Below are 25680 nucleotides of genomic sequence, written 5' to 3'. Positions count from 1 at the left end.
ACCCGCGCGCCGGTAGTGTGAGGGCATGACTCCTCAACCGGCGAACAACCCGCTGCGTGAGCGCCTGCTCGCGGCTGCGGCGGTCGTCGGTGTACCGCTCACCCTCTCTGACGACACCGAGTGGCGGGCAACTCGGGATGGAATTCAAGTTGGGCTCGGGTACTACGCCGTGCGCGGCCACAGCGACCAGGAAGCCGTCGCGCTCGCGATCCTGCAGCTGTGGGAGAGTGTGCGATTCAGCCAAACGGCGCCGGATCGCGCGCGACGTCGAGACTCAATCGCACAGCAGAGCCCGGGTATGGAGCCGCTGCTTGACGCGATCTTGAGGCTGCAGGCGGCGTCAGAGCTGCTGAGCGCATTGCCTGCGCTGCGGGACGACCTCGCGGCCGCAGCCACGCGAAGTCTGCCGGACACCCTCGTAGAGTGGCCACGGCACCTGCAATGGATCGGCTTGTTGCTCAACATCGGGTTGGCGAGACAACCCGGTCTGGCGGTGGCGCCCGAGGTGACCGAGGAGTGGCGAGCGCTCACTCAGCTTGGCGGGTCAGGCACCGATCCGCTGCGTCGTGTGTTGGCTCCGGATCCCGAGCGCACGCCCCTGCAGCGGTTTGAACGGGCGCTTGCGCTGCTGTTGCCGGCATATGAGCGCCTCACCGCGCTTGATGCGGCGGAGCGGGGGCTGGTCGACGCGGCACAAGCAGGGAGTGCGGACGAGTCGGCCGAGGGCTTAGAGGGTGCCGCCGGCAGCGACTCAGCCGAGGCTCAGCAAGGTGAGGGGGAGTCGAGTTCCGAGGCCGACACGGCGGCACCCGACCCGGCGACCGAACGAGCGCGGCGCGGGGAGGGACAGGATCGCTCCGAGGGCTCCGACCTGTTTGCGGCGGAGCAGGCCGGATTCGTCACGACCTTTCTGTCGACCCCCATGCCGTCGCAAACCGCGCTGCTCGAGGCCGACATCGACCTCGCCTCCGAGGCGCAAGCGACCGCGAGCTCCGAGACGGCGCGGCCCTTGGGTGGGAGTACCGGATCCGCCCAGTCAGCCCGCCGAGAGGCCGACTATCGCGAGCGCGCCACAGAACTCGCCGAGGCAATTGAGCGGATGCGCGACGTATGGTCAAAGGTCATTGTCGAGCGCATCGCATATCGAGCCGCTCCGCATCGACTACCTCAGGAAGATGGCGACACGCTTCACCCAGAAGCACTCGCGAGTGTGATCGCCGATGTGCACGCTGGTGTGCCCAACCCGCATGCGTTTGTTAGGCGTCGTGCCAGGCCAAGACGCACCCGTCGCAGCGGGAGCACCGACTACGTGCTGCTTATTGATCGATCGGCCTCGATGCAGGGCGCAGTTGCTGAGGCGGCGGCGGATGCAGCACTGATTATGTTGGAGGCGCTCGCTGGCGCCGAGCGGGACATTGCGTTCGCTGAGTCAACCACCGGGATTAGCCTGGACCTCGACATTCGCACGTCACTTATTGTGTTCGACGCCGTCGCTGAAACGGTGAAGCCGCTGTCGCGCGGACTCGATGACGCGGTGCGCCGCCGCATGGTCGCGGCGATTCACAGCACTCGAGGATCCACAAACGACGCGGCCGCCCTCGCTGAGGCTGCGGAGCAACTGGGGCTTGGCCGATCCCGAACCGGTAACGCCGCCACAAGTGACGGCATTGAGCGCCGCCGCATCGTCATATTTGTGGGGGATGGGGGATCGAACGATCCCGTGTCGGCCGCGATCGAGCTGAGGCGGCTCCACGCTGCCGGTGTGCACGTGTACGGCATCGGCATTCGCAGTGACGATGTGGCGCAGCGCTTTGCCCCCAGCAGTCGCCGAATTGATGATCCGCGAGACTTGCCCGCGGTGCTGCAAGATCTTATTGAGCGCGAACGAGTAGCGTGGAACTGACCACGGGCGGAAACAAGGGCGGCGACATGGAAATCACTTCACCGAATGATCAGCTGAGACTGGTGCGCTCACTGTTTCCCAACTTTGCGGAGACCCTCGACGCGGCGCACACGGAGCACGGCCTCGCCGAGGCTATACCCGATCAGAGTGGCGCAGGTTTCGATGCCTGGCTCGACGACGAGGCGAGGCAGCTGCGCGAGGGAGCGCTCGCTGGGGCGCCTTTCGCGACGCTGCCCGCTGCGGAGTCATCGCGGTTCGAGCGCGCTTTTGCTGCGGCTCGCCTCGTAGCCCAGCGCTCTCACCTGACCCTTCCCGAACCCGAGGCCTTTGTTGAGGCGGGGGCAAACCTATTGGCTCTCGCGAGCAAACTTGCGGCGGATCCCGCGCTCGTCCCGGTCATTGCACCCTATGGGCTCGGCCCCGAGCGCTGGCGCGAACTGTTTCGGGCAGCCGCTGAACAACAGGGAAGCCCACTGTCTGGGGGCGAACCACTGCTACTTGCGGCGGAAGCTGTTGACGGTTTTGCGATCCTTGATTCGATTCCCGATGTCACGTCGTCGCGAGTTGAGATCGCACTGCCCGAGGGTGGTTCGGTTACCTGGACGCTGCGGCTGATTCCATCATCGCCGAAACCGCCGTTGCTTGGGCTCGGCTTTGCTCACGGGCCGCACGTCTCACTGCCCGAGATTCTGATGCTGCAGTTGATGCGGATCGCGAGTGGTGAGCGCCCTGTTGACACCGAGAGCTTCACGTGGCTTGCGGGTTCGCTGGCAGACGGGCGACTTGCCGCTCGACACGTCTTTGACGAGAGTGAAGCGGTGATCCGGATCAGCTGCCGTGAAATTGGCAATCAGGGGCCGCACCTCGGGGCGCGGCCGCCCGTCAGCTGACGAGGGCTACCAGATGCTCGCGGCACTGTCGCGAGTAGACGGCAGGCGAGTGGCCTGCCCCCACGCGAGAATGTCGTCGGAGAGCTGGAAGTCCTCGGCGCGTGCTCCGGTCTTTTCGAGGATCTCAGCGACCGGAACGACACCGCCGCCGCGGCGCAGGATCCTCGCCCGCACGTAAGCACGGGCGTAAATCTCGGGTTTGCGGTCTGCGTCCGGGCGCACGAAGCGCTGCTCCATGTAGACGGCCTGCTCGTCGAAGCCGATGATCTTCGACTCGATCCAGAAGCGCTGCCACGGGTTGAGTGACTTGCGGTAGGAAATCGTCTGGCCCACAACAACGGGGTACCAGTTCTCTCGCTTGAACACCTTCATGGTGCCGTTGCGCTGGATCAGGTCGAAGCGGGCAACGTCCATGACCGAGAGGTACTTGCCGTTGTTCATGTGCTGCAGAAGGTCGAGATCCGTCGGCCACACACGAAAGCGGGAGCGGGAAAAGTCGCCGAAGGCCAGCTTGGAGCCTCGCGGACCCACAAAGAGCATGTGCCAGATGGTGCGGAAGAGCATGTGCATGAGGGGCAGCTTACGCTGTGCCGCGAACGATATGGAGAACTTCTGTGTCTCGTCCACAACACGCCCGCAGTCATCACCCGCTAGTATGGGTGGGCGCGATCCCGCGATCGAACTTGAACGACAGAACCCGGAGAACCACCGCATGGCAACCTCGAACGACATCAAAAACGGCACCGTCATTAAAGAGAGCGGCCAGCTGTGGAGCGTGATCGAGTTCCAGCACGTGAAGCCGGGCAAGGGTGGTGCATTCGTGCGCACCAAGCAGAAGAACGTTGTCTCGGGCAAGATCATCGACAAGACCTACAATGCTGGTGCCAAGATCGAGACCGCTAACGTCGATCGCCGCGACTTCCAGTACCTGTACCAGGATGGCGCTGACTTCGTCTTCATGGATCAGACCGACTACGACCAGATCACCGTTTCGGCTGTGGTTGTTGGCGACGCTTCCAAGTACATGCTTGAGAGCCAGCAGGTGCAGATCGCTCTGCACGAGGGCGAGCCCCTCTACCTCGAAATGCCCGCGTCAGTTGTGCTCGAGGTGACCTACACCGAGCCCGGTCTGCAGGGTGACCGCTCGACCGGCGGCACCAAGCCCGCAACCGTCGAGACCGGCGCCGAGATTCAGGTTCCACTGTTCCTCGAGACCGGCACCAAGGTCAAGGTTGACACCCGCACGGGTGACTACCTCGGCCGCGTCAACGACTAGTCGCATAGGTGTCTGCACGCACTAAGGCCCGCAAGCGGGCCCTCGACATGCTCTACCAGGCCGACGTTCGCGACGTGCCCGTCTTCGACATTCTGCATGCGGAGTCGAAGCGAGCGGCGAACGAGCCCGACCGTGCTGCGTCTTGGGCGTATGCTCGCGAGATCGTTGACGGTGTCACCGATCATCGTGAAGAGATCGACGAACTGATCTCGAGCTACGCCCAGGCCTGGACGCTGGATCGTATGCCCAACATCGACAGGGCGCTTCTGCGCCTCGCGTCGTGGGAGATCCTGCACAACCCCGAGGTTCCAGTGGCCGTAGCGATCGACGAGGCGGTGGAGCTCGCAAAGGAGTACTCGACCGACGACTCGGCACGCTTCGTCAACGGTGTGCTTGGCCGGATCGCCGATCACGCGAAGGCCTAGCAGTAGGGCACGGAGGTCTGCGGCCTACGCTAGACTTTTCGAGAACATCAGCACTTCTTTAACTACCGTCCCGTGAGGCGGAGAAGGGGGGCTCGGTATGAAGGAAACGCGAACGGTGCTGGAAAGCGCCGATATATCGCGGGCACTGACCCGAATCTCGCACGAAATAGTGGAGTCGAACAAGGGAGTCGACGGCCTCGTTCTCGTCGGCATTCCGACACGAGGTACGATCCTGGCCCAGCGCATCGCAGAGATCATCTCGCGCATCGACGGCTCAACTCCGGTCGCGGTTGGCAGCCTCGACATCACGCTCTACCGCGACGATCTCGCGCGCAACCCGATGCGGCCCTCGCAGCCAACAGAGATGCCCGTCACAGGCATCGACGGCACAACCGTGGTGCTCGTTGACGACGTGCTCTTCTCTGGCCGCACCGTGCGCTCGGCGCTTGACGCGCTGAACGATCACGGTCGCCCCAAAGTGGTGCGCCTAGCGGCACTTATCGACCGAGGGCACCGCGAGTTGCCGATCCGCGCCGACTTCATTGGCAAGAACCTGCCGAGCGCAAAAGACGAGCGCATCTCGGTGCGGCTCGAAGAGCTCGACGGTGAGGATTCGGTGACGATCTCATGAGGCATCTGCTCGACACGCGCACGCTGACGCGCGATGAAGCGATCCTGATTCTCGATATTGCCGAGGACATGTCGGCAACACAGCAGCGCGAGGTCAAGAAGCTCCCGACGCTGCGCGGCAAGACGATCGTGAACCTGTTCTACGAGGACTCAACGCGCACGCGCATCTCGTTTGAGGCCGCCTCGAAGCGACTCTCCGCTGACGTCATCAACTTCAGCGCCAAGGGATCGTCGGTCTCGAAGGGTGAGTCGCTGAAAGACACAGCACAGACCCTTCAGGCCATCGGCGCTGACGGCGTTGTGATCCGGCACCCGGCTTCGGGTGCGCCAGCGATGCTCGCCTCGAGCGGCTGGATCGACGCCGGCGTGCTGAACGCCGGTGACGGCACCCACGAGCACCCCACGCAGGCGCTGCTCGACGCGTTCACCATGCGCCGCAGGCTCTTTGGTGAGAACAGCCGTGGCCGCGATCTGGACGGCATCTCGGTCGTGATTGTCGGCGACATCATGCACTCGCGTGTTGCTCGCTCGAACCTCTGGCTACTGAAGGTACTCGGCGCAAACGTGAGCTTTGTCGCCCCCGAAACCTTACTGCCCTACGGCACACGCGAGTGGCCCGTCACGATCTACCACTCGCTCGACACCGCCATTCGCGAGGCGAACCCCGATGTCATCATGCTGCTGCGCATTCAGACGGAGCGCATGCACGCGGCCTTCTTTCCGAACGAGCGCGAATACGCGCGCAACTGGGGCCTCAACGATGTTCGGGTTGCGGGGTTGCAGGATCGCACGATCATCATGCACCCCGGCCCGATGAATCGCGGGCTCGAAATTTCCGCGGGTGCGGCCGATTCCGAGAGGTCGACCGTGCTCGAACAGGTCGCCAACGGTGTTTCGGTGCGCATGGCCGCCCTGTACTTACTGCTTTCTGGAGAACGAGGAGAATCCGCATGACCGCGTCACCCGATCTACTCATACGTAACGTGCGCCTTGCCGCCGACCTGACCGAGCGCGGGGCGGATCACCAGAGTGTCACTCCGGTTGACCTGCGTATTGTCGACGGACGCATCGTAGAGCGCGGCACCGCGCTCGAAGCCCGCGAGGGCGAGCGAGTCATCGAGGCCGACGGACTCGTCGCCATGACGGGGCTTGTGGATCTGCACACCCACCTGCGCGAGCCGGGTGGCGAGCAGTCGGAGACGGTTCTCACCGGCACCCGGGCTGCCGCGGCTGGCGGCTTCACGAGTGTGTTCGCCATGGCCAACACCATGCCGGTCGCAGACACCGCCGGTGTCGTGGAGCAGGTGAAGACACTCGGCGATGCCGCAGGCTACGCGACCGTGCGCCCCATCGGCGCGGTAACCGAAGACCTCGCGGGGGAGCGCCTCAGCGAGATTGGCGCGATGGCGCAGTCGCGCGCCGAGGTTCGTGTCTTCTCTGACGACGGCAAGTGCGTGCACGATCCGCAGCTGATGCGGCGCGCGCTCGAGTACGTGAAGACATTTGGTGGTGTGATCGCGCAGCACGCGCAGGATCCGCGCCTCACCGAGGGCGCCCAGATGAACGAGGGTGCGCTGTCAAGCGAGCTCGGACTCAAAGGCTGGCCCGCGGTCGCCGAGGAGTCCATCATCGCCCGCGACGTGCTGCTCGCCGAGCACGTCGGTGCGCGCCTGCACATCTGCCACCTCTCGACCGCTGGATCAGTTGAGGTGATCCGCTGGGCCAAGGCTCGTGGCGTCGAGGTGACCGCCGAGGTTACGCCGCACCACCTGATTCTCACGGAAGAACTCGTTCGCAGCTACGACGCTCGCTACAAGGTGAACCCACCCCTTCGTCGCGACGAAGATGTGCGCGCCCTGCGCCAGGCGGTCGCCGACGGCATCATCGACATCGTCGCAACCGACCACGCACCGCACCCGGTTGAGGCGAAGGAGTGCGAGTGGGATGCCGCCGCATTTGGCATGGTCGGGCTCGAGTCGGCGCTGCCGATCGCGCTGCTCACGCTGATTCAAGAGGGTCACGCGAGCTGGGCCGAACTCGAGACGCTGCTCTCGCAGAAGCCGGCCGAGATCGGCCTGCTTGAGGGACACCCCGCATCGCTGGCGGCAGGCGAAACAGCCGACCTCGTGCTCATCGACCCGACGGGCAGCAGTGAGTTCAATCTCGGCAGCCTGAAGGGCATGAGCGTCAACTCGCCCTACCTCGGCATGGAACTGCCCGGTCGCGTTGCCTACACGATCCGTCACGGCTACGTGACGCTCGACGACGGCGAGCTGGTGGCCCCCGAGGTTGTTGCCCAGGCCGCGGCCCGGGCAATTGCAACCGCTACCGCAACCGCCGGGAGCGCCCAGTGAGCCGCACAGCCTTCGCGTTCCTCATGGCGGGAATCGCGGGAGTGGTGCTGATCGCGATGGTTGTAGCCTGGCGCGCCCGCGTTCGCCGTGAGCCCGCCGTGCAGGGTCTCGGTGCGGCACCCACGGGAGCCGTCATCGTGAACTTTCCCAAGGCCAGCTACGTGTCGACCACCCCGGTGGGCGCACCGTTTGAGCGCGCGGTGATCCCCGGCCTGCAATACAAGGGTTACGCGGCACTCACTGTGCAGCGCGATGGCGTGACCATCGAGGTAACGGGTGAAGATCCCGTGCACATTCCAAGCGAAAACGTGGTTGGCAGCACAACCGCGGGCGGCAGAATCGGCAAGGTTGTCGAACGCGACGGCCTGTCGCTGCTCGTGTGGCGTGCCGAATCGTCCGGCACAGAACCCCGCGAACTTGAATCCAGTTTCCGCTTCAGCAACCCCGGCGAGCAGCAGACATTTGCAGAAGCGATTGAAAAAATGAGCAACAACACCACCCAGGAGGATGCGTGAACACCAACTCGATCGAAGTAACGGCCCCGCCGGCCGCTGCAGTACCAACCGGTGCCGCAGTGCTGGTGCTTGAGGACGGCACCCGATTCGACGGTCGCGCCTACGGTGCGACCGGGCAGACCCTCGGCGAGGTGGTCTTCTCGACCGGCATGACCGGTTACCAGGAGACGCTTACCGATCCCTCTTACGCGGGCCAGATCGTTCTGATGACGGCCCCCCACATCGGCAACACGGGCGTCAACGACACCGACATGGAGTCGCGCAAGGTGTGGGTCGCGGGTTTCATCGTTCGGGATCCCGCGCGTCGTGTCTCGAACTTCCGTGCAGAGCGCTCACTCGATGAGGATCTGGTCGCCGACGGTGTCGTCGGCATCTGCGGTGTTGACACCCGCGCCATCACCCGCCGCATTCGCGACGCCGGTGCCATGCGCGCCGGTGTGTTCTCGGGTGAAAAGCTTGAGCTTTCTGACGAGGATCAGCTGCAACTTGTACGCGAGCAGCCCAGCATGGCCGGTAAGAACCTGTCGGGTGAGGTCACGACCCCGGAGCGCTACGACGTTCCCGTTGCCGAGGGTGTTGAGCGTGTCGGCACAATTGCCGTACTCGATCTCGGCATCAAGCGTGCCACCGTGCAGTACCTCGCAGAGCACGGCTTCGACGTCGCGGTTCTCCCGGCGAGCAGCACGGCTGATGATATTCGAGCGACCAAACCCGATGCGCTCTTCTACTCGAACGGCCCCGGCGATCCCGCGGCCTCCGACGCCCAGGTTGCACTGCTGCAGGAGATGCTGCGCGAGGGGATCCCGTACTTCGGTATCTGCTTCGGCAACCAGCTGCTCGGCCGCGCGCTCGGCTTCGACACCTACAAACTGCCCTTCGGCCACCGCGGCATCAACCAGCCCGTGCTCGACAAGCGCACCGGCCGGGTCGAGATCACAGCGCAGAACCACGGCTTTGCCGTTGACATGCCGATCGAGGGTGAGTCCGTTTCACCAGCGGGCTTTGGCCGCGTGCAGGTGAGCCACTTCAGCCTGAACGATCAGGTGGTTGAGGGGCTCGAGTGCCTCGACATTCCCGCGTTCTCCGTGCAGTACCACCCCGAGGCAGCGGCTGGCCCGCACGACGCCTTCTACCTTTTCAACAGATTCCGCGAGCTGGTTGCGAACCGCTCCGCCAATTCAACCGGCGCTCACGCCCAGGAGGCCTAACCCGATGCCCAAGCGCTCAGACATCAATTCAGTTCTCGTTATCGGCTCCGGCCCGATCGTTATCGGTCAGGCGTGTGAGTTCGACTACTCGGGCACCCAGGCCTGCCGCGTGCTGCGCGAGGAGGGCGTGCGCGTCATCCTGGTGAACTCGAACCCGGCAACGATCATGACCGATCCCGACTTCGCCGACGCGACCTACGTTGAGCCGATCACCGCAGAGGTCATCGAGTCGATCATCATCAAGGAAAAGCCCGACGCGATTCTGCCGACCCTCGGCGGGCAGACTGCACTCAACGCGGCGATCGAGCTGCACGATCTCGGCATCCTCGAGAAGCACAATGTTGAGCTTATCGGCGCCAAGGTTGAGGCGATTCAGCGCGGTGAGGATCGCCAGATCTTCAAAGACCTCGTCATCGAGTCGGGCGCAGACGTTGCCCGCTCGCACATCGCGCACACGCTTGAAGAGGCGAAGGAGTTCGCGAAAGACCTTGGTTACCCGCTGGTCGTGCGCCCCTCGTACACGATGGGTGGCCTCGGCTCGGGCTTCGCGTACACCGAAGAGGAGCTCGTGCGCATCGTCGGTGACGGTCTGCACTACAGCCCGACAACCGAGGTGCTGCTCGAAGAGTCGATTCTCGGCTGGAAAGAGTACGAGCTTGAGCTCATGCGCGACACCTCCGACAACACGGTGGTCGTCTGCTCGATCGAAAACGTCGATGCGGTGGGTGTGCACACGGGTGACTCGATCACCGTGGCGCCGGCGCTGACGCTGACCGATCGCGAGTTCCAGAAGCTGCGTGATATCGGTATCGACATCATTCGCCGTGTTGGCGTCGACACCGGCGGCTGCAACATTCAGTACGCGATCGACCCGAAGACCGGACGCATCATCGTCATCGAGATGAACCCGCGCGTCTCGCGCTCGTCGGCGCTTGCGTCGAAGGCCACCGGCTTCCCGATCGCGAAGATCGCTGCGAAGCTGGCCCTCGGCTACCGCCTCGACGAGATCCCCAACGACATCACGCAGAAGACCCCGGCGAGCTTCGAGCCGACGATCGACTACGTGGTTGTGAAGGCTCCGCGCTTTGCGTTCGAGAAGTTCCCTGCCGCCGACGACACCCTCACCACAACCATGAAGTCGGTGGGCGAGGCGATGGCCATCGGTCGTAACTTCACGACGGCGCTGCAGAAGTCGCTGCGCTCGCTTGAGAAGCGCGGCAGTTCGTTCCACTGGAACGAGCAGACACGTTCCGTTGAGGATCTGCTCTCCACCATCGGTCGCCCGACCGACGGTCGTATCGTCGACGTACAGCAGGCGCTCCGCCTGGGAGCTACGATCGACCAGGTCTTCGCCGAGACGGCGATTGACCCGTGGTTCCTCGACCAGATCGTGCTGATCAACGAGGTCGCCGAGATGGTCAAGACCGCGCCGCTGCTCACTCTTGAGGTGCTGCGCGAGGCGAAGGATCACGGCTTCTCTGACGTGCAGATCGCCGCCATTCGCGGCGTCTCAGAGTCTGAAGTGCGCGGCCTGCGCCACGGACTCGGCCTGCGTCCCGTGTACAAGACCGTCGACACCTGCGCGGGGGAGTTCCCGGCGCTCACGCCGTACCACTACTCCTCATACGACCAGGAGACCGAGGTGACGCCGTCTGATCGTAAGAAGGTCGTGATCCTCGGATCCGGCCCGAACCGCATCGGCCAGGGCGTCGAGTTCGACTACTCCTGCGTGCACGCCTCGTTTGTGCTCTCTGACGCGGGCTACGAGACGATCATGATCAACTGCAACCCCGAGACGGTCTCGACCGACTACGACACCAGTGATCGCCTGTACTTCGAGCCGCTGACGCTCGAAGATGTGCTCGAGGTCATCTACGCGGAGCAAGCATCGGGCACACTGCTCGGTGTGGTGGTGCAGCTCGGCGGCCAGACCGCTCTTGGGCTTGCGCAGCCGCTGAAGGACGCTGGGATCCCGATCCTCGGCACGACCCCCGAGGCGATCGACCTCGCTGAAGAGCGCGGTGCGTTCTCCGGCATTCTGGAGCAGGCGGGCCTCGCCTCGCCCCGCAACGGCACCGCGATCGACAAGGAGGGCGCGATCCGCGTCGCCGAAGAGATCGGGTACCCCGTACTCGTGCGCCCGTCGTTTGTGCTCGGCGGCCGCGGCATGGAGATCGTCTACGACACGGCTTCTCTGCACGGCTACTTCGAGCGCATTGAGGGGCACGCCCTGGTCGGCCCCGGCCACCCACTGCTCGTCGACCGCTTCCTCGACGATGCGATCGAGATCGACGTTGACGCACTCTATGACGGCGAACAGCTGTACGTTGGCGGCATCATGGAGCACATCGAAGAGGCGGGTGTGCACTCGGGAGACTCAAGCTGCACGCTGCCTCCCGTGACGCTCGGTCATGACCAGATCAACCGCGTGCGCGAGGCCACTCACGGCATCGCCTCGGGCCTCGGCGTGCGCGGCCTGCTCAATGTACAGTTCGCGATCGCGCAGGGTGTGCTCTACGTGCTCGAGGCAAACCCGCGTGCATCGCGCACCGTGCCGTTTGTGTCAAAGGCGCTCGGGATCCCGCTCGCTAAGGCAGCCTCGCGTGTCATGGCGGGTGAGAGCATCCAGCAGCTGATCGACGCGGGTCTGCTGCCCGAACGTGATGGCTCGCGCACACCCATTGACGCGCCGATCGCCGTGAAAGAAGCCGTGCTTCCGTTCAAGCGCTTCCGCACGCCCGAGGGGCTCGTTGTTGACTCGCTGCTCGGGCCCGAGATGCGCTCGACTGGCGAGGTCATGGGTATGGACCGCGACTTCCCGACAGCGTTCGCCAAGAGCCAGTCGGCCGCGGGCAGTGAGCTGCCAACCTCCGGCACCGTGTTCCTCTCGGTCGCGGATCGCGACAAGCGTGCCATCGTGCTGCCCGCGCTGCGCCTGCAGGAGCTCGGCTACCGGATCCTCGCGACCCAGGGCACCCAGGTGGTGCTCGCACGCAACGGCATCAAGTCCGAGACCGTGCGCAAGCACTCAAAGCACAGCGAGGGTGAGACGATCGTTGATCTCATCAACAGCGGTGAGGTCGACATGATCATCAACACACCCTCCGGCTCCGGCAGTGATGCGCGCGCAGACGGTTACGAGATCCGCGCGGCTGCTGTTGCGGCTGACAAGCCGATCTTCACCACGGTCTCTGAGCTGTCGGCTGCGGTTGGCGCGATCTCCGCGCAGAGCGCCGGCTTCGACGTGAAGTCGCTGCAGGAGTACCAGGCTGACCGCGACGCTGCGCTTGCAGCTACCGGAGCATAGCCGTGGAGACATTCTCGAATCGCTTGGCCGCGCAGCTCGCGGCCAAGCGGCACCTGTGCGTGGGGATTGACCCCCACGCACCCCTGCTTGCTGACTGGGGGCTTGCTGACGACGCGGCTGGTGCCGAGCGCATGGGCCGCGAGGTGATCGCGGCCGCTGCCGGGGTTGCTGCGTGCGTGAAGCCGCAGATTGCGTTCTTCGAGCGCTTTGGCTCGGCGGGTTACGTCGCGCTCGAGCGGGTACTCGCTGATGCGCGCGAGGCCGGTGTGCTGGTGATTGCCGACGTGAAGCGCGGCGACATCGGCTCGAGCTTTGCGGCGTACGCCGACGCCTGGTTGACGCCCGGATCCCCGCTTGAAGCCGACGCGATGACCGTGGGTGCTTACCAGGGCTTTGGTAGCCTGTCGGGCGCCTTCGATCTGGTGCGCGATCACGGCAAGGGGCTGTTTGTGCTCGCCGCAACCTCGAACCCCGAGGCTCGCGAGGTGCAACGTGCTGTGCGCGAAGACGGTCGTATGGTCGCCCAGGCCGTGGTCGACGATGCGCTCGCGTTCGACGCGCCACACGACACCCACGTCAATTCAATCGGCGTCGTGCTCGGAGCGACACTGAACCTCGCCGACTTTGGTATCGACGTGACCCTGCCACCCGCGAAACCGGCTCTCCCGGTTCTCGCACCCGGTTTTGGGCACCAAGGTGCAAGAATTGAAGATGCGGCTCACACATTTGGTGGGCTGGGCTGGGCGCTTCTCGCGAGTGAGTCGCGCAGTGTATTGGCCGGGGGAGCCGAAGGGCTTTCCGACCGCGTTCGTGTTCGAGCGGAGACAATCGCAACGGCACTAACGGTTTCGAAGGGATAACAATGACGAGCAGCACTCCAGCTACCGCGCCGGTGATGCCAGAGGTGGATCGTGTAGCAGCGAACCGTGCGGCGATCGCCGCCCGACGCGCTCGCGCCGACCTGAAGCAGCGTCTGCGCAGCGGCGAGGTGTCACCATTGCGGGTGCTTGAGCAGTCTCTCGTACCGGGCACTCCCGCGGCCACGCTCCGCATCACTGATTTTCTGCTCTCGTTCCCGGCAATCGGGGCAACGAAGCTCGTTCGCCTGCTTGAGACCCTCGATATCTCGGATAAGAAGCGTCTCGGTGGTCTTGGCAAGCTGCAGCGCGAGCGGCTTGAGGGGTTTGTGCGTGACCGCCTCGGTGCGGTGCCGCAGGGTGAGCGACCGCCGCTGACCGTGCTCGCGGGCCCAACCGCCGTAGGCAAGGGCACCGTGGCGGCCTATATTCGCGATCACTACCCAGAGGTGCGGCTGTCGGTTTCTGCGACCACTCGTCCGCCTCGGCCCGGTGAGGTCGAGGGGCAGCACTACTTCTTCGTTGACGACGAGGGTTTCGATCGTATGCTCGCCGCCGACGAACTGCTTGAGTGGGCCACCGTGCACAACAAGTACCGCTACGGTACGCCGCGTGGCCCCGTGCTCGCGGCCGGTGAGGCGAACGAGCTGATGCTGCTGGAGATTGATCTGCAGGGCGCACGCCAGGTGCGCGCGAGCATGCCGGAGGCGCGACTCGTGTTTCTCGCTCCGCCGAGCTGGGACGAGCTTGTTAACCGCCTCGTCGGGCGAGGCACGGAAGACGAAGAGGAGCGCACCCGGCGCCTCGAAACAGCCAAGGTTGAGCTTGCGTCTGCGGAGGAATTTGACGAGATCATCGTGAACGATGAGGTGCCCAGGGCGGCCCTGCGACTCGTTGAACTGATGCGAGGATAGACGCTCGTGTTTGAACTCACCGCTCACCTCTCCGATGTGACAACACTCGACCCCAAACAGTTCTTGGGGATCCCGTTGGCGCTCGTGGGTGCCGTGCTACTCGCCTTTGGTGCGCAGTATCAGTCCCGCGGACTAAACAAGGTCGAGCGCATTGTGGGGCAGAGCGCGGGTGCCGGGCTCTCGCTGAAGCACATTGTGAGCCTGCTGAAACGTCCCTCCTGGGTCATCGGCACCTCTTTTCTGGGCCTCGCGGTGGTGTTTCAAATCGCATCCCTTTCGCTGTCACCGATTATCATCGTGCAGCCGATTGGGGTTGTTGGACTCGTCATCACCTCGATCCTCAACTCTCGCCTGAGCGGGGTGAAGCTCGACAAGCGGGTCAAGAGCTCGATTGGTCTGGCCGTCGCCGGAATCGTTATCTTTGTGACGATCGCCGCCTTCACCACTTCTGACAGCGTGGTGACCGACGGCAAGCTCATCGTCATCCTGGTGGCATTTGCGTGTGTGCTGGCAGCGGCACTGCTGCTCTTCCTGCTGTTCCGCCACTCGGGGATCGCGCTCATCTACATCGTTGGTGCGGGTGTGCTGTACGGCTTCGTCGCCACATTTGCGAAGGTTGTGCTTGGCCGGCTGCAGCAGGGCGAGTTCGAGTGGCTCACCTGGACCTGTGTGGCCGCCCTTCTGGTGGGCGCGCTGCTCGGCATGGTGTTCGTGCAGAACGCCTACTCTTCGGGCCCACCCGACCTGGTGGTTGCTGGTCTCACCGTGATCGATCCGATTGTCGCCGTGTTGATCGGCATCATCGTGCTTGGCGAGGCCGCGGGAGCACCGCTCTGGGCGGTTATTGGCTTCGTACTTTCGGGCGCACTCGCGGTCACCGGCGTGCTGGGTCTCGCGAAGTATCACCCGCAGACGGGTTCCTCTGCGCTGGAACAGGCAGTCGAACCCAACACCGATTAGTGGTGGTGTCGCGCCTCAAGTTCGTCGAGCTGCGCGTCGTCCATGCCCAGGTGCTGACCGATCTCACGGATCAGCGTGTTCCAGATCTCGCGCTTGAGTTCGTCAACATTGTGCGCGTGCGCGAGCATTGACTCGCGGTAGAGCACAATGTTGTCGGGCAGCGCCTCGGCGCCGAACTGCCCTCGCTCGTTGAGCGGAATACCGCTATAGACCGCGAGCACCTGAAGACTGCCGTCTTCAGGGCGATCCTGCACCGTAATGCTCACGTTATTGAGTTCTTTGCCAAGACCGTCGGGCAGTGCGTCCATCTGGTCGGCGACAAGCGATTCAAACTGAGATTCAGGAACTGACTGCATCTTCATACTCTCTCACACTACGGTAGTTGCGGGTTGGTTCGAGGCTGTTTTGGCACGGGCCAGACAACGGTTGAGCTGTACCCGGCATTCTTCAGGGCCACGTGCAGGTCCGTGAGCATCGCTGACACAACATCTGTGTCTGCGAGTGGGGCGTGCCACACCCGCAGTTCAAAGATGAAGAGGCGATCCGACAGACTCCGTGTCAGAGCAACCGGCTCGGGTGAGGTGAGCACCCCTTTTGTGAGCCTTGCTGCGGACTCAACGAGCTCTCTCACGCGCTCAACCGGGGCATCCGACATCACACGAACCTCAACGCTGCTGCGGCGGTTTCCGAGCTCGGAATGGTTGATCCACGAGTTGTTGAGAATGTCGATGTTGGGCACGTGGATGGTGCGGCCATCACGAGTCTCCATCACCACCGCACGACTATTCAGGTGCTTCACGACACCCGTGTTGCCAAGGACCTCGATTTCTTGCCCCAGGTGAATCGATCGACGCGACTGAATAATGACGGCAGCGCCGAAGTTTGAAGCCACACCTCGCAGCGCCAGGAATCCAACAACACCAACCAGGATCACGGTCGCCAGCAACGGCTGCACGTTCGCACCGAGGAGCGCCAGTACGACTCCGATGGCCACAAGGATGATCAGGTACTTGGTAACGCGCGCGAGCAGACTGAGTAGCTCGGGGTGCAAGCCGGGCAACTTTGGGGCGAGAGACTGCACTCCCTTTTTCGCGAAGTGGGCAATCACCAGACCCGCAACGATGATCAAGACGCTAAAGAGCGCGTCCCAGCCAGAGATAGTGTCAGGGTTGAATACATCCTTGAGCCAATCCACGGCGACCTCCTCGGGGTGTTGTGACTAGTAAAACTGCCACTAGCCGTTCGAACGCATTTCTATGACGGTTATTCCAAGTGAGGCGAGCCGTGCAAGCAGTTCATGGAGTTCGGCCTGATCCCGAACCGGTCCGCGGAGCAGTGAGGTGCCGCTCGCAATTTGTACAAGCGAGAGCTCAGGGAAAGCCGCCCTGATTGCAGGAGAGGGATCACACAGGATCCTGAATTCATACACGTGTGCCACGATCGACCTCGGTTCTGTCGTCCTATAGCACTAAGGATTCCGCCATGTGGGTGCGGAAGCATCCCCCAGAACGGGCGAGGGGTGGCAGAAATACTAAAGGAGTCCATGGCTACTCGCCGCCGCTACCGCTTCAGCACGACCAGTGACCCCGAGTTTTTGGTAGATGGACCGCAGGTGTGACTTGATAGTGTTGGGGCTCAGCTGCTGGTTACTCGCGATCATCGAGATGCTCTGGTGCTTTGGCAGCTCACGAAGCACCTCGTGCTCCTTATGAGTGAGCACCCCTATTCCGCCACCGAGGCCGGTGGCGCCGTGCCGCTGCTCGTGGAGAACCAGGATCGAGTCAACATATGGTTCGACCGCACCAAAGCGACCAGCGCGGTCCGCAAGCAACTTGGCACCCTGGCCCTCGTTGGCAATGAAGGGGAGACGGCAGCGAAGCGGACGTGATTCTCCGAGTGCGCGGGTGATGCGCGCGTCTGCGAGCGAGCTGCGGCCCGAGCTGTCTGCCCAGCTAGCCAACAGCAGCCAGCCATAAATGGAGGTTCCGAGCGCTCTGGAATGCCGATCGTGCGTGAGCCTGTGTTCAAGTTCTGTTTCGAGTTCGCGCTGCCGTGAGTTTCCCTCCGACAGCTTGGTCGTCACGACCTGTGCCTCGAGCGAATCGGGTCCGAGCGCATCCACAATGATCCCGAGAGCATCCTTCGCTTCGGCAAGCCCCCTGAGATGTAGGCACCGATCGATGTATCGATAGGAAGCGAGCGCGAGGCTCCGTGGAACAGCGCGGCCGCTCGTTCGAATCAGTTCGTCAAGCTCATCGAAAGCCTCCCGCTGATTCGCCTCCGCTTCCAGGCTCAGGAGCGCGCGCAGAAACTCGGCGGGAGTGTCAACCTGGAAACCTTCACCCGTGCCGCCGCGCGAGCGAAGATCTTCAACCTGGCTCAGGCTCAAGCTCTCACAGCGCAGGTAGCGCGTGACTGCCCAGTTCAGTCGCTCAGAGCGCACCAGCGCCGTGTCGCCGGTGTTTGAGTTGAGGGTGATTTCTGAGCGAACCGCGGCCGGAGCCGCAACGGAAGAACTCGGCAGAATTGATGAGATCCGATCCTGCACGGCGCTGAGTTCGTACCAGTGGCCCATCTCAAGTTCACACTTCGCGTGGAGCGAGTGAGCGAGGAGCGCGAGCCATGGGCGATCCGCGTCCTCGGCCCGGGCCGCGGCCTCTTGGAGCGCGTCGCTGCCCGTTTGCCACGAGCCGCCCAGCCTTGCCGCCCACCCCCGGGCAACATCGGCAAACATGACGGTGTCGACAATCACTCGTTCATCGGTGCGAGCGCTCAGTCTCTCACTTGAATACAGAGCGAGCACCTCGGTGAGTTTTGCGAGTTCAGCGTCGGGAGACTCGTTTGGCCTCGCGGCAATCACCCGCAGGGCGGCGTGAACCACCTGCATGGGCAGCGGGGCACGATCGAGCGTCACCTGCGCTCTATCCAGGTGAAGCCTTGCCGTGGTCGAACACGGATCAAACGGTAGTGCCAGCACGGCCGAAAGGATGTGGGTGGTGGCCGACTCGGATCGCGACTCGTGCAAAAACTGAATCGCCCGGTTGACCACAAACGAGTCTCCGCTGCACACGAGCCCGAAGCCCTCGGTGTCGAGTAACTCACGCACGGCGCTCGGACGTTCGGTCTTCAGCGCTTCTTCGACAGCAAGCACCGGCTGATCATGGGTGATGTACCACTCCTGAGCGACGGCATGGGCAGACAGGGCTGCCGCGTGATCGTGCGTGCGCAGATACATCCCCAGGTACGTTCGGAGCAGGGGGTGGTAGCTGTACACCTGTTGCTGACCGCTGTGCTGTTCCCTCACGAGATTGAGGTACAACAAACGATGCAAAATCTCGCCCGCGTCTTGGCGTCCGGAAAGCCGAACCGCAAACGGCACGGTCAGCTGCTGCGCGACGGAAGTCGCAAGCAGAAAGGCCGCCGTATCTTCTGGTAGAAGTTCGAGCAGGTGATAAACCAAAAAATCACCGAGGGCGTGCTCGTCGCGATCGAACTCGTCTAGAAAGCTCTCGCGATCCGGCACCAATCGTACGAGATGCGCAAAGAGGCTGATCGCGATCGCCCAACCGGCGGCGCGCTCGGCAACCAGGGTGTGTTCCGCGGGAGCCAAATGCACCCCAACCCGCTCCAGGTACTGTGCGGTTTCTTGGACGGTAAACGCGAGATCGGATTCTCGCAGCTCAATCGCCTCGAACTGCTCACCCTCGATGGTTGGCATGAATGGTGAATAGCGGCCTGCGACTCGAAGTTGCAACTCGGGCAGCCCTGCCGCCGCCAGCGCCATCAACCACTCGAGGTCTCGCCGGTTGTTCAGCAGGTGAACGTCATCGATGATGAGCGTCAGTGGGTGCCGTATGTCATAGACCGACCACCCGCGAGGCATCCTTGTCTGTTCGATACCGGGCTCAACGCGGTGGGCAGCGTGGTTGACGAGCGATTCAAGAGGGGGCGAGTTTCGAGGCAGTTCGGCGAGGTTGATGCAGACGAGCCCTCGCCCGGCATCATTGGCCAGCTGCGCCCACAAACTGAGCAGCGTTGTCTTGCCGGTTCCAGTCGGTGCCCACATGGCGACGGGGGAGTTGCGCTCATTCGGGAGGGCCGTTTCCGCGAGGCGGCCGCGTTCGATGACTATTCTTGGCCGCTGCGGCAGCGCAAATACTCCTGGATGTCGCCCCTCAAAAACTGTGTGCTTCTCCACGCTGTGCCCTCCCCAGTCACATATCGCGAAATCTGATCCACACCCTAGGGCACAATGTGTATTGGATGTAAGGGGGTTGTGTCTAGAACTTGCCGATTCCCTTTCCAATTTGAGAGACGCCGGTCACCAGCAACAGCACCGCCATAATCACCGCGTTGTTGGTGAGAAGCCACTTACGCATCCCCTCCAGGGCGGCCGATAGGCGGTCTGAGGCAACAAAGTATGCGATGACCGGGATCCCAACCGAAGCCGCCGCAACGATAACAAACAAGATCACGACCGTAATTGTTTGCCCGGTGTTCATCTTTCCCGCAGCAATTACGGAGCCAGCTGAGGCCGCCATGATCAGGTTCTTCGGGTTGAGCGCTGCGAGTGCGAAACCGAGGGCAAGGCCTCGCGGTGCGGTCATCGTGTCGATAGCGGCCATCCACTTGGGGAACGCCGGTTCTGCTCCGGGCCTCGGCCGCGAACGCCACTCGTGAATCGAGAGGAACAGCAGCAGCGCGCCAAGAATAATCGTTATGGTCCCAGCAATGGGCTTTGAGTCAGAGGCACCGTCTTCTGGAATGAGAGCCGACAACAGCGTAAACACCACGGTAGCGACAGCGATCCCAACCGCCCAACCGGCGAGGAAGCCGAGACTCGTTCGTCGCGCTTTCGGCGAGAGCAGCATCAAAATTGCGGCGATGATGGGGATCGGACTGATCATGATGCCGAGCGCGAACGGCAGTAGCTCTCCAATGACTGCGGTCATGATTCCCCCTGTTTTTATGGTTTTGCTCAAGTGTGCCCGTGTTGTGTGAGCGCGGCTTCATCCGATGCGGGTGATTACGAAGTCCTCGCCTGCAATGAAGATTGAGACAAACAACCTCTAGGGATCGGGGAATCATGGGCGAACTCTTGATCACACTGCTGCCGCTCGGGCTCGGAATTATCATGAGTCCACTCGCGATTATGGCTCTCGTGGCGGTGCTGGTTTCCCAAAACGCCAGGCGCAACGGCATCGCATTTTTGCTGGGGTGGATCACAGCGATCGTTCTCATCATGCTGCTCTGCTTCTGGATCTTCTCCTCACTCACACCGGGCGATCGTGGGCCTGCCGCAACCTGGGTCAGTGTGTTGAGACTTATTGTCGGTGTGTTTTTGGTTTTGTCGGCGGTGTACATGTGGCTTCGCGGCCGGCATCAGATTCGTGAGATGGCGGCCGCCGTCTCACCCACCGACGTTGTCGAGGCTGCGCCTCAACTGCCCGGATGGCTGCGGGCCGTCGACAAGTTCAATCCCGGACGGTCATACCTGCTCGGGATCGGCATTTTTGTGTTGAACCCGGTCGATCTTTCGTGTGCGGTCATCGCTACCCTCGATATTCACCTTGCGCAGCTCGACTTTGGGCCCACCCTCGTGACGTCACTTATATTCGGTCTTGTCGCGGCATCTCCGATTCTGATCCCGGTGATCATCGTGCTGGTTAAGGGGAAGGGCGCCGACGGCTTCTTGCAGGGCGCACGTACCTGGATCGCAGGCAACACGAACATCCTCAACGGCATCCTGCTGGCCATCATCGGCTTCATGCAGCTGTCGAAAGCAATTCAGGATCTGCTCGCATAGCGGTCTGTCACCAAGCCGATCGGAAGGATCCAGTCATGAAGTTTCGAGTGTTACCGGGACTGCACCGCAACAACGTTGCGCAGGAGGCACTTTCGGGTGTCACCCTGCTCGCGATAGCGGTGCCACTGAACATCGGATACGCCCAGATCGCAGGGTTACCCGCCACCGCGGGGCTCTACTCGCTCATTTTGCCCTGCATTGTGTTTGCGCTCATCGCTTCAACCCGGCAACTCATCGTCTCACCAGATGCGGCAGCGGCGGCACTTGTGGCGGCGTCACTCGGTGGTCTCGCGACCGCGGGCGACAAGGACTACATTCAGTTGGCGATGGCTCAGGCAATCATCGGAGCCGTGCTCTTCGGCCTGTGTGCGGTGTTCAAACTCGGTTTTCTCGCCAACTTTCTCTCCGAGCCGATCCTCGTCGGGTTTGTCGGGGGACTTGCTCTCGACATTCTGCTCAGCCAGGTTGCGAAGATGCTCGGTGTGCACGTAAACAGTGGCGACGAGTTCATTCCTCGAGTGGGGGAGCTGTTTGCAGGCCTCGGCACGACAAACGGCTGGTCCTTGCTCATCTCTGTGCTGGCAATTATGGTGCTCGTTGGAGGCAGGCGTTTGGCGCGGCTTGTGCCCTGGGCGCTCATCGTGCTTATCGTCGGTACCGTCGCGGTTGTGCTCACAAACGCGGAGTCAGCCGGGGTTGCGGTACTTGGCGCCGTCGAAGCGGGCCCTCCCGCCATCACGTGGCCTCAGATCACGTCGACGCAGTGGCTGCAGGTGACCCCGAGCGCCTTCGCACTCACGCTAGTAGCTGTTGCCGAGGGACTGCTTGTTGCACGGCGCTACGGCCAGAAACACGGCTACACAACGAGCCCGAACCGAGACCTCGCAGCGTTTGGTGCGGCCAACTTCGCGGCCGGTGTAAGTGGTGGGTTCACGATCGGTTCCTCAACCTCCCGCACCGCAGCGCTCGACGACGCGGGTTCGCGCACACAGCTGCCGGCGATCGTCGCGGCCCTCGGAACGCTGCTACTGGTGCTGTTTGGCACAGCACTGCTCGAGCACATTCCGTCAGCAGCCATCGGCGCGATTGTTGCGGTTGCGGTTCTTCCTCTGCTCGGGATCAAGGACCTCATTTCACTGTGGCGAGAACGGAAGTTCGAGTTTGCGGTTGCGGTTATCTGCTTCCTCGGCACCCTCCTGCTCGGGCCCATCATCGGTATCATGCTCGCGTTTGTGCTCTCACTGATAAACCTCGCGCGGCGGGCCGCGTCACCCAGGATCGATCTGCTGACCGAAGCTGAATCCGGTGGGATCACCGCGACACCGCTCACTCCGGAAGCCTCGAACGGCGGGTCAAACGTCGCCGTTGTGCGGTTCGCGGCTCCCGTGTTTTTTGCTAATGCCGGTGTGCTGAGCGATCAGCTCACAAGTCTCATCTTGGCCGGTTCGGCGAATGGCCTGCGTCATCTTGTCCTCGATTGTGAGGCAATCACCGATATTGATGTCACCGGAGCAAAGGCACTGCGGGAGGTCGAGTCGATCGCAGCAACCGCAAAGATCACCCTGCACCTCTCGCGTGTGCGCCCGGAAATAGCGAGTGCGTTCAGCGACTTCGGTCTATTCGACGGCGCCAGCACCTTTGTCACTAATGAGCAGGCAATCAGAACCCTCACACCCAGCTCACCCTAGGCGGGTGAGGCGCCAAAACGAGACGGACAGCAAGATGAGAATACCGGGCCTTCTCAAGAATGCTCGGCTCATCGATGCAAGTGAAAGGGACTCAACACCATGTCTGATCTCATCGTTTTCTCGTTTGATTCCGAATCCGAAGCCGAGGGCGCTTACGAGCGCATTCAGGGACTCCAGGACGACCTCGTCGTGGAGCTCGCGGGTCTCGCCCTCGTAAAGGTCGACGAGAACGGCAAGACACACGTTGAGAGTCCGGGTGCCGTCGGCAACATCGGGGTGGGCGCCGCGGGTGGAGCACTCTTCGGAACACTCATCGGGATCCTGTTCTTTGTGCCCTTCCTGGGTCTCGTGTTTGGTGGTGTCTTGGGTGGCCTCTTCGCAGGGCTCGACAAGACCGGGCTGAACAGCGAGTTCAGAAGCCGCGTGAAGGATGCCGTTGCTGAGGGGCGGTCGGCAGTTGTGCTCTACGCGGTGAAGCTGACCGAGGACAAGTTCGCGGATGCGCTCGCACCCTTCAACGGCACGATCGTGCAGACCTCACTCTCAGAGGCTGACGAAAAAGAACTCGCACACGATCTCGGTAGCAAGTAAACAATCGTCGCGGCGGCAAAGGGGTAAACCATGGATAAGAAATTTAACGGCGTCATCAACCTAGACGTCCGAGACTCCGTACCGGATTGGACCCCCTTTGTCGCCGACAAGGCGCCCGAGGGAGCACCGAATATTCTCATCGTGCTCTACGACGATACGGGGCTCGCGGCCTGGTCGACGTACGGCGGCGGCATCAATATGCCGACGCTCGATCGACTCGCGGCGAACGGCCTGACCTACACGCAGTGGCACACAACCGCGCTGTGCTCGCCCACGAGGTCGTGCATGCTGACCGGACGCAATCACCACGAGAACGGGTATGCCTCCATCTCGGAGGCCGCCTCGGGCTTTCCCGGTTACAACTCGCACATTCCCTTCGAGAACGCCTTCCTTGCTGAGGTGCTTCGAGAAAAAGGATGGAACACGTTCTGGCTTGGCAAAAACCACAACGTGCCCGTCGACGAGTGGGACATGGGGGCGACCAAACGCAACTGGCCGCTCGCTCGTGGCTTTGACCGCTTCTACGGCTTCCTCGGCGGCGAAACAAACCAGTGGTACCCCGACCTGACGGAGGACAACCACTTCACCGAACAGCCCTACCAGCCCGAGGACGGCTACCACCTCTCCAAAGATCTTGCCGATAAGGCCATCTCGTTTATTCGCGATTCAAAGCAGTCGCAGCCGAACAAGCCCTGGTTCACGTTCTTCTGCCCGGGTGCCAATCACGCGCCTCACCACGCGCCAGAGGAATGGATCGCGAAGTACAAGGGCAAGTTCGATGACGGCTACGAGGCCTACCGTGAGTGGGTGCTGCCTCGCATGATCGAGCGCGGAATCTTGCCAGCCGACACCGAGCTTACTGATCTCAACCCGATGCCGGAGGGCACGTTCACCGAGGCTGACACGGTGCTGCCGTGGGATTCGCTCTCTGACGCTCAGAAGAAGCTCTTCAGCCGCATGGCCGAGGTGTACGCCGGCTACTCCGAATACACCGATCATCAGGTCGGACGGATTCTCGACTACCTCGAAGAATCGGGTCAGCTCGACAACACCATCGTTATCTACGCGGCCGACAACGGCGCCTCGGCAGAGGGATCGCCCAACGGCTCGGTCAATGAGAACAAGTTCTTCAATGTGTTCCCGGATGATCTCGAAGAAAACCTGGCGATGCTCGACAAGCTGGGCGGTCCCGATACCTACGGGCACTACCCAACCGGGTGGGCTGCGGCATTCTCGACGCCCTTCCGCATGTTCAAGCGTTACTCCTACCAGGGCGGCGTTGCCGATCCTCTCGTGATCTCTTGGCCCGCGGGCATCAAGGCCCGGGGCGAGGTTCGCAGCCAGTATCACCACGTGGTCGACATCGTGCCGACGCTGTTGGAGGCGGTCGGTGTTGAGTTCCCTGAGAAGGTGAACGGCTATGAGCAGTCGCCACTCGCTGGTGTTTCGATGGCCTATTCGTTTGACGCGGAACCCGACGGGCCCACCCAGAAGGAGACGCAGTACTACGAGATGCTGGGTACACGCGCCATCTGGCACGAGGGCTGGAAAGCCGTGACGCTGCACGGACCCCAGCTCGACAAGGGCCGGTACGAGGAAGACGTCTGGCAGCTGTTCCACACCGACGTCGATCGCTCCGAGAGCACGGATCTCGCTGCGCAGCATCCCGAAAAGGTTGAGGAGCTGAAGGCACTCTGGATGGAGCAGGCGCTGAAGTACAAGGTGCTACCTCTGAGCGATCTCAGTCTGCAGGGGATTCTGGACATGGAGTTCAAGCTGCCGGTGCCGCCGAGCGGCCAATACACCTACTATCCGAACACACTTGAAGTGCCGGAGCGCCTCGCGGCCAACACCCACGGTGTCTCGTTCAAGGTGCTCACTGATGTTGAACTCACGCCAACGAGCGAGGGGGTGCTCTGGGCGCACGGATCCCGATTCGGTGGCCACACGCTGTTCGTGAAGGACGGCAAGCTCACCTACGGCTACAACTTCCTCGGGATCAAGCCGATCCAGTACGTGATTGCCGACGGTGTGCCGACCGATGGCCGACACATCATCGGAGTCGAGTTTGTGAAGGAGCGGATGGGGGAGCATCATGAGTCCTACGGCACCGCTCGCATCTATGTTGATGAGCAAGAGGTGGCATCAGCAGAGATCCGCACGCAGACCGGCCACTTCACCCTCTGCGGTGAGGGTCTCTGCATCGGCTACGACGGCGGCGACGCCGTTGTGCCCGATTACTCGGAGGGATTCCCGTTCACACACGGTGAGCTGCACTCGGTAACCTTCGACGTTGCTGACGACGCCTACATTGACGTCGAACGCCACCTCGCGGCTGCCTACATGCGGGACTGAT

22 protein-coding genes are annotated in these 25680 nt (G+C 62.5%); 17 read left to right on the top strand and 5 right to left on the bottom strand.

Annotated features, from left to right (window positions below):
- Positions 1-25: 25 nt before the first annotated feature.
- Positions 26-1903, top strand: a complete 1878-nt coding sequence (locus tag G7068_RS01720; RefSeq protein WP_166287978.1) for a vWA domain-containing protein — start codon at positions 26-28, stop codon at positions 1901-1903.
- The gene (locus tag G7068_RS01715; RefSeq protein ID WP_244304594.1) at positions 1894-2793 is read left to right on the top strand and encodes a hypothetical protein; all 900 of its coding nucleotides are present in this window, start codon (positions 1894-1896) and stop codon (positions 2791-2793) included. Before G7068_RS01720 ends, G7068_RS01715 begins: the two co-directional genes overlap by 10 nt.
- A gap of 6 nt (positions 2794-2799) precedes the next feature.
- Here G7068_RS01715 and G7068_RS01710 read toward each other — a convergent pair whose 3' ends face one another.
- A complete protein-coding gene (locus tag G7068_RS01710) occupies positions 2800-3363 on the bottom strand; it encodes an acyl-CoA thioesterase (RefSeq protein ID WP_166287975.1) in 564 nt (187 codons plus the stop codon).
- A gap of 142 nt (positions 3364-3505) precedes the next feature.
- On the opposite strand from G7068_RS01710, the gene efp reads away from it, so the two are divergent.
- The 11 genes from efp (at position 3506) to G7068_RS01655 (ending at position 15239) form a co-directional block, all read left to right on the top strand.
- Positions 3506-4069 carry an elongation factor P gene (gene efp, locus G7068_RS01705; protein ID WP_166292939.1) on the top strand — a complete coding sequence of 188 codons (564 nt, stop codon included), beginning with the start codon at positions 3506-3508 and terminating at the stop codon, positions 4067-4069.
- Positions 4070-4077: 8 nt separating this feature from the next.
- Entirely contained in the window at positions 4078-4494 is a 417-nt protein-coding gene (gene nusB, locus G7068_RS01700) for a transcription antitermination factor NusB (RefSeq protein ID WP_166287972.1), read from the top strand.
- A gap of 97 nt (positions 4495-4591) precedes the next feature.
- Positions 4592-5125: a bifunctional pyr operon transcriptional regulator/uracil phosphoribosyltransferase PyrR gene (pyrR, locus tag G7068_RS01695; protein ID WP_166287969.1), complete on the top strand. Its 534-nt coding sequence runs from the start codon at positions 4592-4594 to the stop codon at positions 5123-5125.
- Entirely contained in the window at positions 5122-6078 is a 957-nt protein-coding gene (locus G7068_RS01690) for an aspartate carbamoyltransferase catalytic subunit (RefSeq protein ID WP_166287966.1), read from the top strand. The genes pyrR and G7068_RS01690 overlap by 4 nt, the downstream gene beginning before the upstream one ends.
- A complete protein-coding gene (locus G7068_RS01685) occupies positions 6075-7478 on the top strand; it encodes a dihydroorotase (RefSeq protein ID WP_166287963.1) in 1404 nt (467 codons plus the stop codon). Before G7068_RS01690 ends, G7068_RS01685 begins: the two co-directional genes overlap by 4 nt.
- Positions 7475-7993 carry a PH-like domain-containing protein gene (locus G7068_RS01680; protein ID WP_166287960.1) on the top strand — a complete coding sequence of 173 codons (519 nt, stop codon included), beginning with the start codon at positions 7475-7477 and terminating at the stop codon, positions 7991-7993. The genes G7068_RS01685 and G7068_RS01680 overlap by 4 nt, the downstream gene beginning before the upstream one ends.
- Complete coding sequence (carA, locus tag G7068_RS01675; RefSeq protein ID WP_205881330.1) at positions 7990-9201, top strand: glutamine-hydrolyzing carbamoyl-phosphate synthase small subunit; 1212 nt, start codon at positions 7990-7992, stop codon at positions 9199-9201. Before G7068_RS01680 ends, carA begins: the two co-directional genes overlap by 4 nt.
- A 4-nt stretch (positions 9202-9205) precedes the next feature.
- Positions 9206-12508, top strand: a complete 3303-nt coding sequence (carB, locus tag G7068_RS01670; RefSeq protein WP_166287957.1) for a carbamoyl-phosphate synthase large subunit — start codon at positions 9206-9208, stop codon at positions 12506-12508.
- 2 nt (positions 12509-12510) lie between these two features.
- Positions 12511-13368: an orotidine-5'-phosphate decarboxylase gene (gene pyrF / locus G7068_RS01665; RefSeq protein ID WP_425280489.1), complete on the top strand. Its 858-nt coding sequence runs from the start codon at positions 12511-12513 to the stop codon at positions 13366-13368.
- A 2-nt stretch (positions 13369-13370) separates the two neighbouring features.
- Positions 13371-14279, top strand: coding sequence for a guanylate kinase (gene gmk / locus G7068_RS01660; protein ID WP_244304592.1), 909 nt, complete (start codon positions 13371-13373; stop codon positions 14277-14279).
- 6 nt (positions 14280-14285) lie between these two features.
- The gene (locus G7068_RS01655) at positions 14286-15239 is read left to right on the top strand and encodes a DMT family transporter (RefSeq protein ID WP_205881329.1); all 954 of its coding nucleotides are present in this window, start codon (positions 14286-14288) and stop codon (positions 15237-15239) included.
- On the opposite strand, the gene G7068_RS01650 is transcribed toward G7068_RS01655, so the two are convergent.
- The 4 genes from G7068_RS01650 to G7068_RS01635 all read right to left on the bottom strand — a co-directional run bounded on the left by G7068_RS01650 (position 15236) and on the right by G7068_RS01635 (position 20191).
- Entirely contained in the window at positions 15236-15601 is a 366-nt protein-coding gene (locus G7068_RS01650) for a metallopeptidase family protein (protein WP_166287954.1), read from the bottom strand. The two genes, G7068_RS01655 and G7068_RS01650, sit on opposite strands and share 4 nt — an antisense overlap.
- Before the next feature lie 11 nt (positions 15602-15612).
- Positions 15613-16434 carry a mechanosensitive ion channel family protein gene (locus G7068_RS01645; RefSeq protein WP_166287951.1) on the bottom strand — a complete coding sequence of 274 codons (822 nt, stop codon included), beginning with the start codon at positions 16432-16434 and terminating at the stop codon, positions 15613-15615.
- 336 nt (positions 16435-16770) lie between these two features.
- Positions 16771-19437 (bottom strand): helix-turn-helix transcriptional regulator, encoded by a 2667-nt coding sequence (locus G7068_RS01640; RefSeq protein ID WP_166287948.1) that lies wholly within the window; start codon positions 19435-19437, stop codon positions 16771-16773.
- A gap of 82 nt (positions 19438-19519) precedes the next feature.
- Positions 19520-20191: a GAP family protein gene (locus tag G7068_RS01635; protein ID WP_166287945.1), complete on the bottom strand. Its 672-nt coding sequence runs from the start codon at positions 20189-20191 to the stop codon at positions 19520-19522.
- Positions 20192-20325: 134 nt separating this feature from the next.
- Between G7068_RS01635 and G7068_RS01630 the strand changes: the two genes are divergently transcribed.
- The 4 genes from G7068_RS01630 (at position 20326) to G7068_RS01615 (ending at position 25679) form a co-directional block, all read left to right on the top strand.
- Positions 20326-21045, top strand: a complete 720-nt coding sequence (locus G7068_RS01630) for a GAP family protein (RefSeq protein WP_166287942.1) — start codon at positions 20326-20328, stop codon at positions 21043-21045.
- A 35-nt stretch (positions 21046-21080) separates the two neighbouring features.
- Positions 21081-22733 (top strand): SulP family inorganic anion transporter, encoded by a 1653-nt coding sequence (locus G7068_RS01625; protein ID WP_166287939.1) that lies wholly within the window; start codon positions 21081-21083, stop codon positions 22731-22733.
- 99 nt (positions 22734-22832) lie between these two features.
- On the top strand, positions 22833-23324 hold the full coding sequence (locus G7068_RS01620) for a DUF1269 domain-containing protein (RefSeq protein WP_166287936.1): 492 nt from the start codon (positions 22833-22835) through the stop codon (positions 23322-23324).
- Positions 23325-23354: 30 nt separating this feature from the next.
- The gene (locus tag G7068_RS01615) at positions 23355-25679 is read left to right on the top strand and encodes an arylsulfatase (protein WP_166287933.1); all 2325 of its coding nucleotides are present in this window, start codon (positions 23355-23357) and stop codon (positions 25677-25679) included.
- Position 25680 lies beyond the last annotated feature (1 nt).

Source organism: Leucobacter viscericola (assembly GCF_011299575.1).
Taxonomy (GTDB): Bacteria; Actinomycetota; Actinomycetes; order Actinomycetales; family Microbacteriaceae; genus Leucobacter; species Leucobacter viscericola.
Note: the sequence above shows the minus strand (reverse complement) of the source record. Positions and strands in the feature narration are given on the sequence as shown.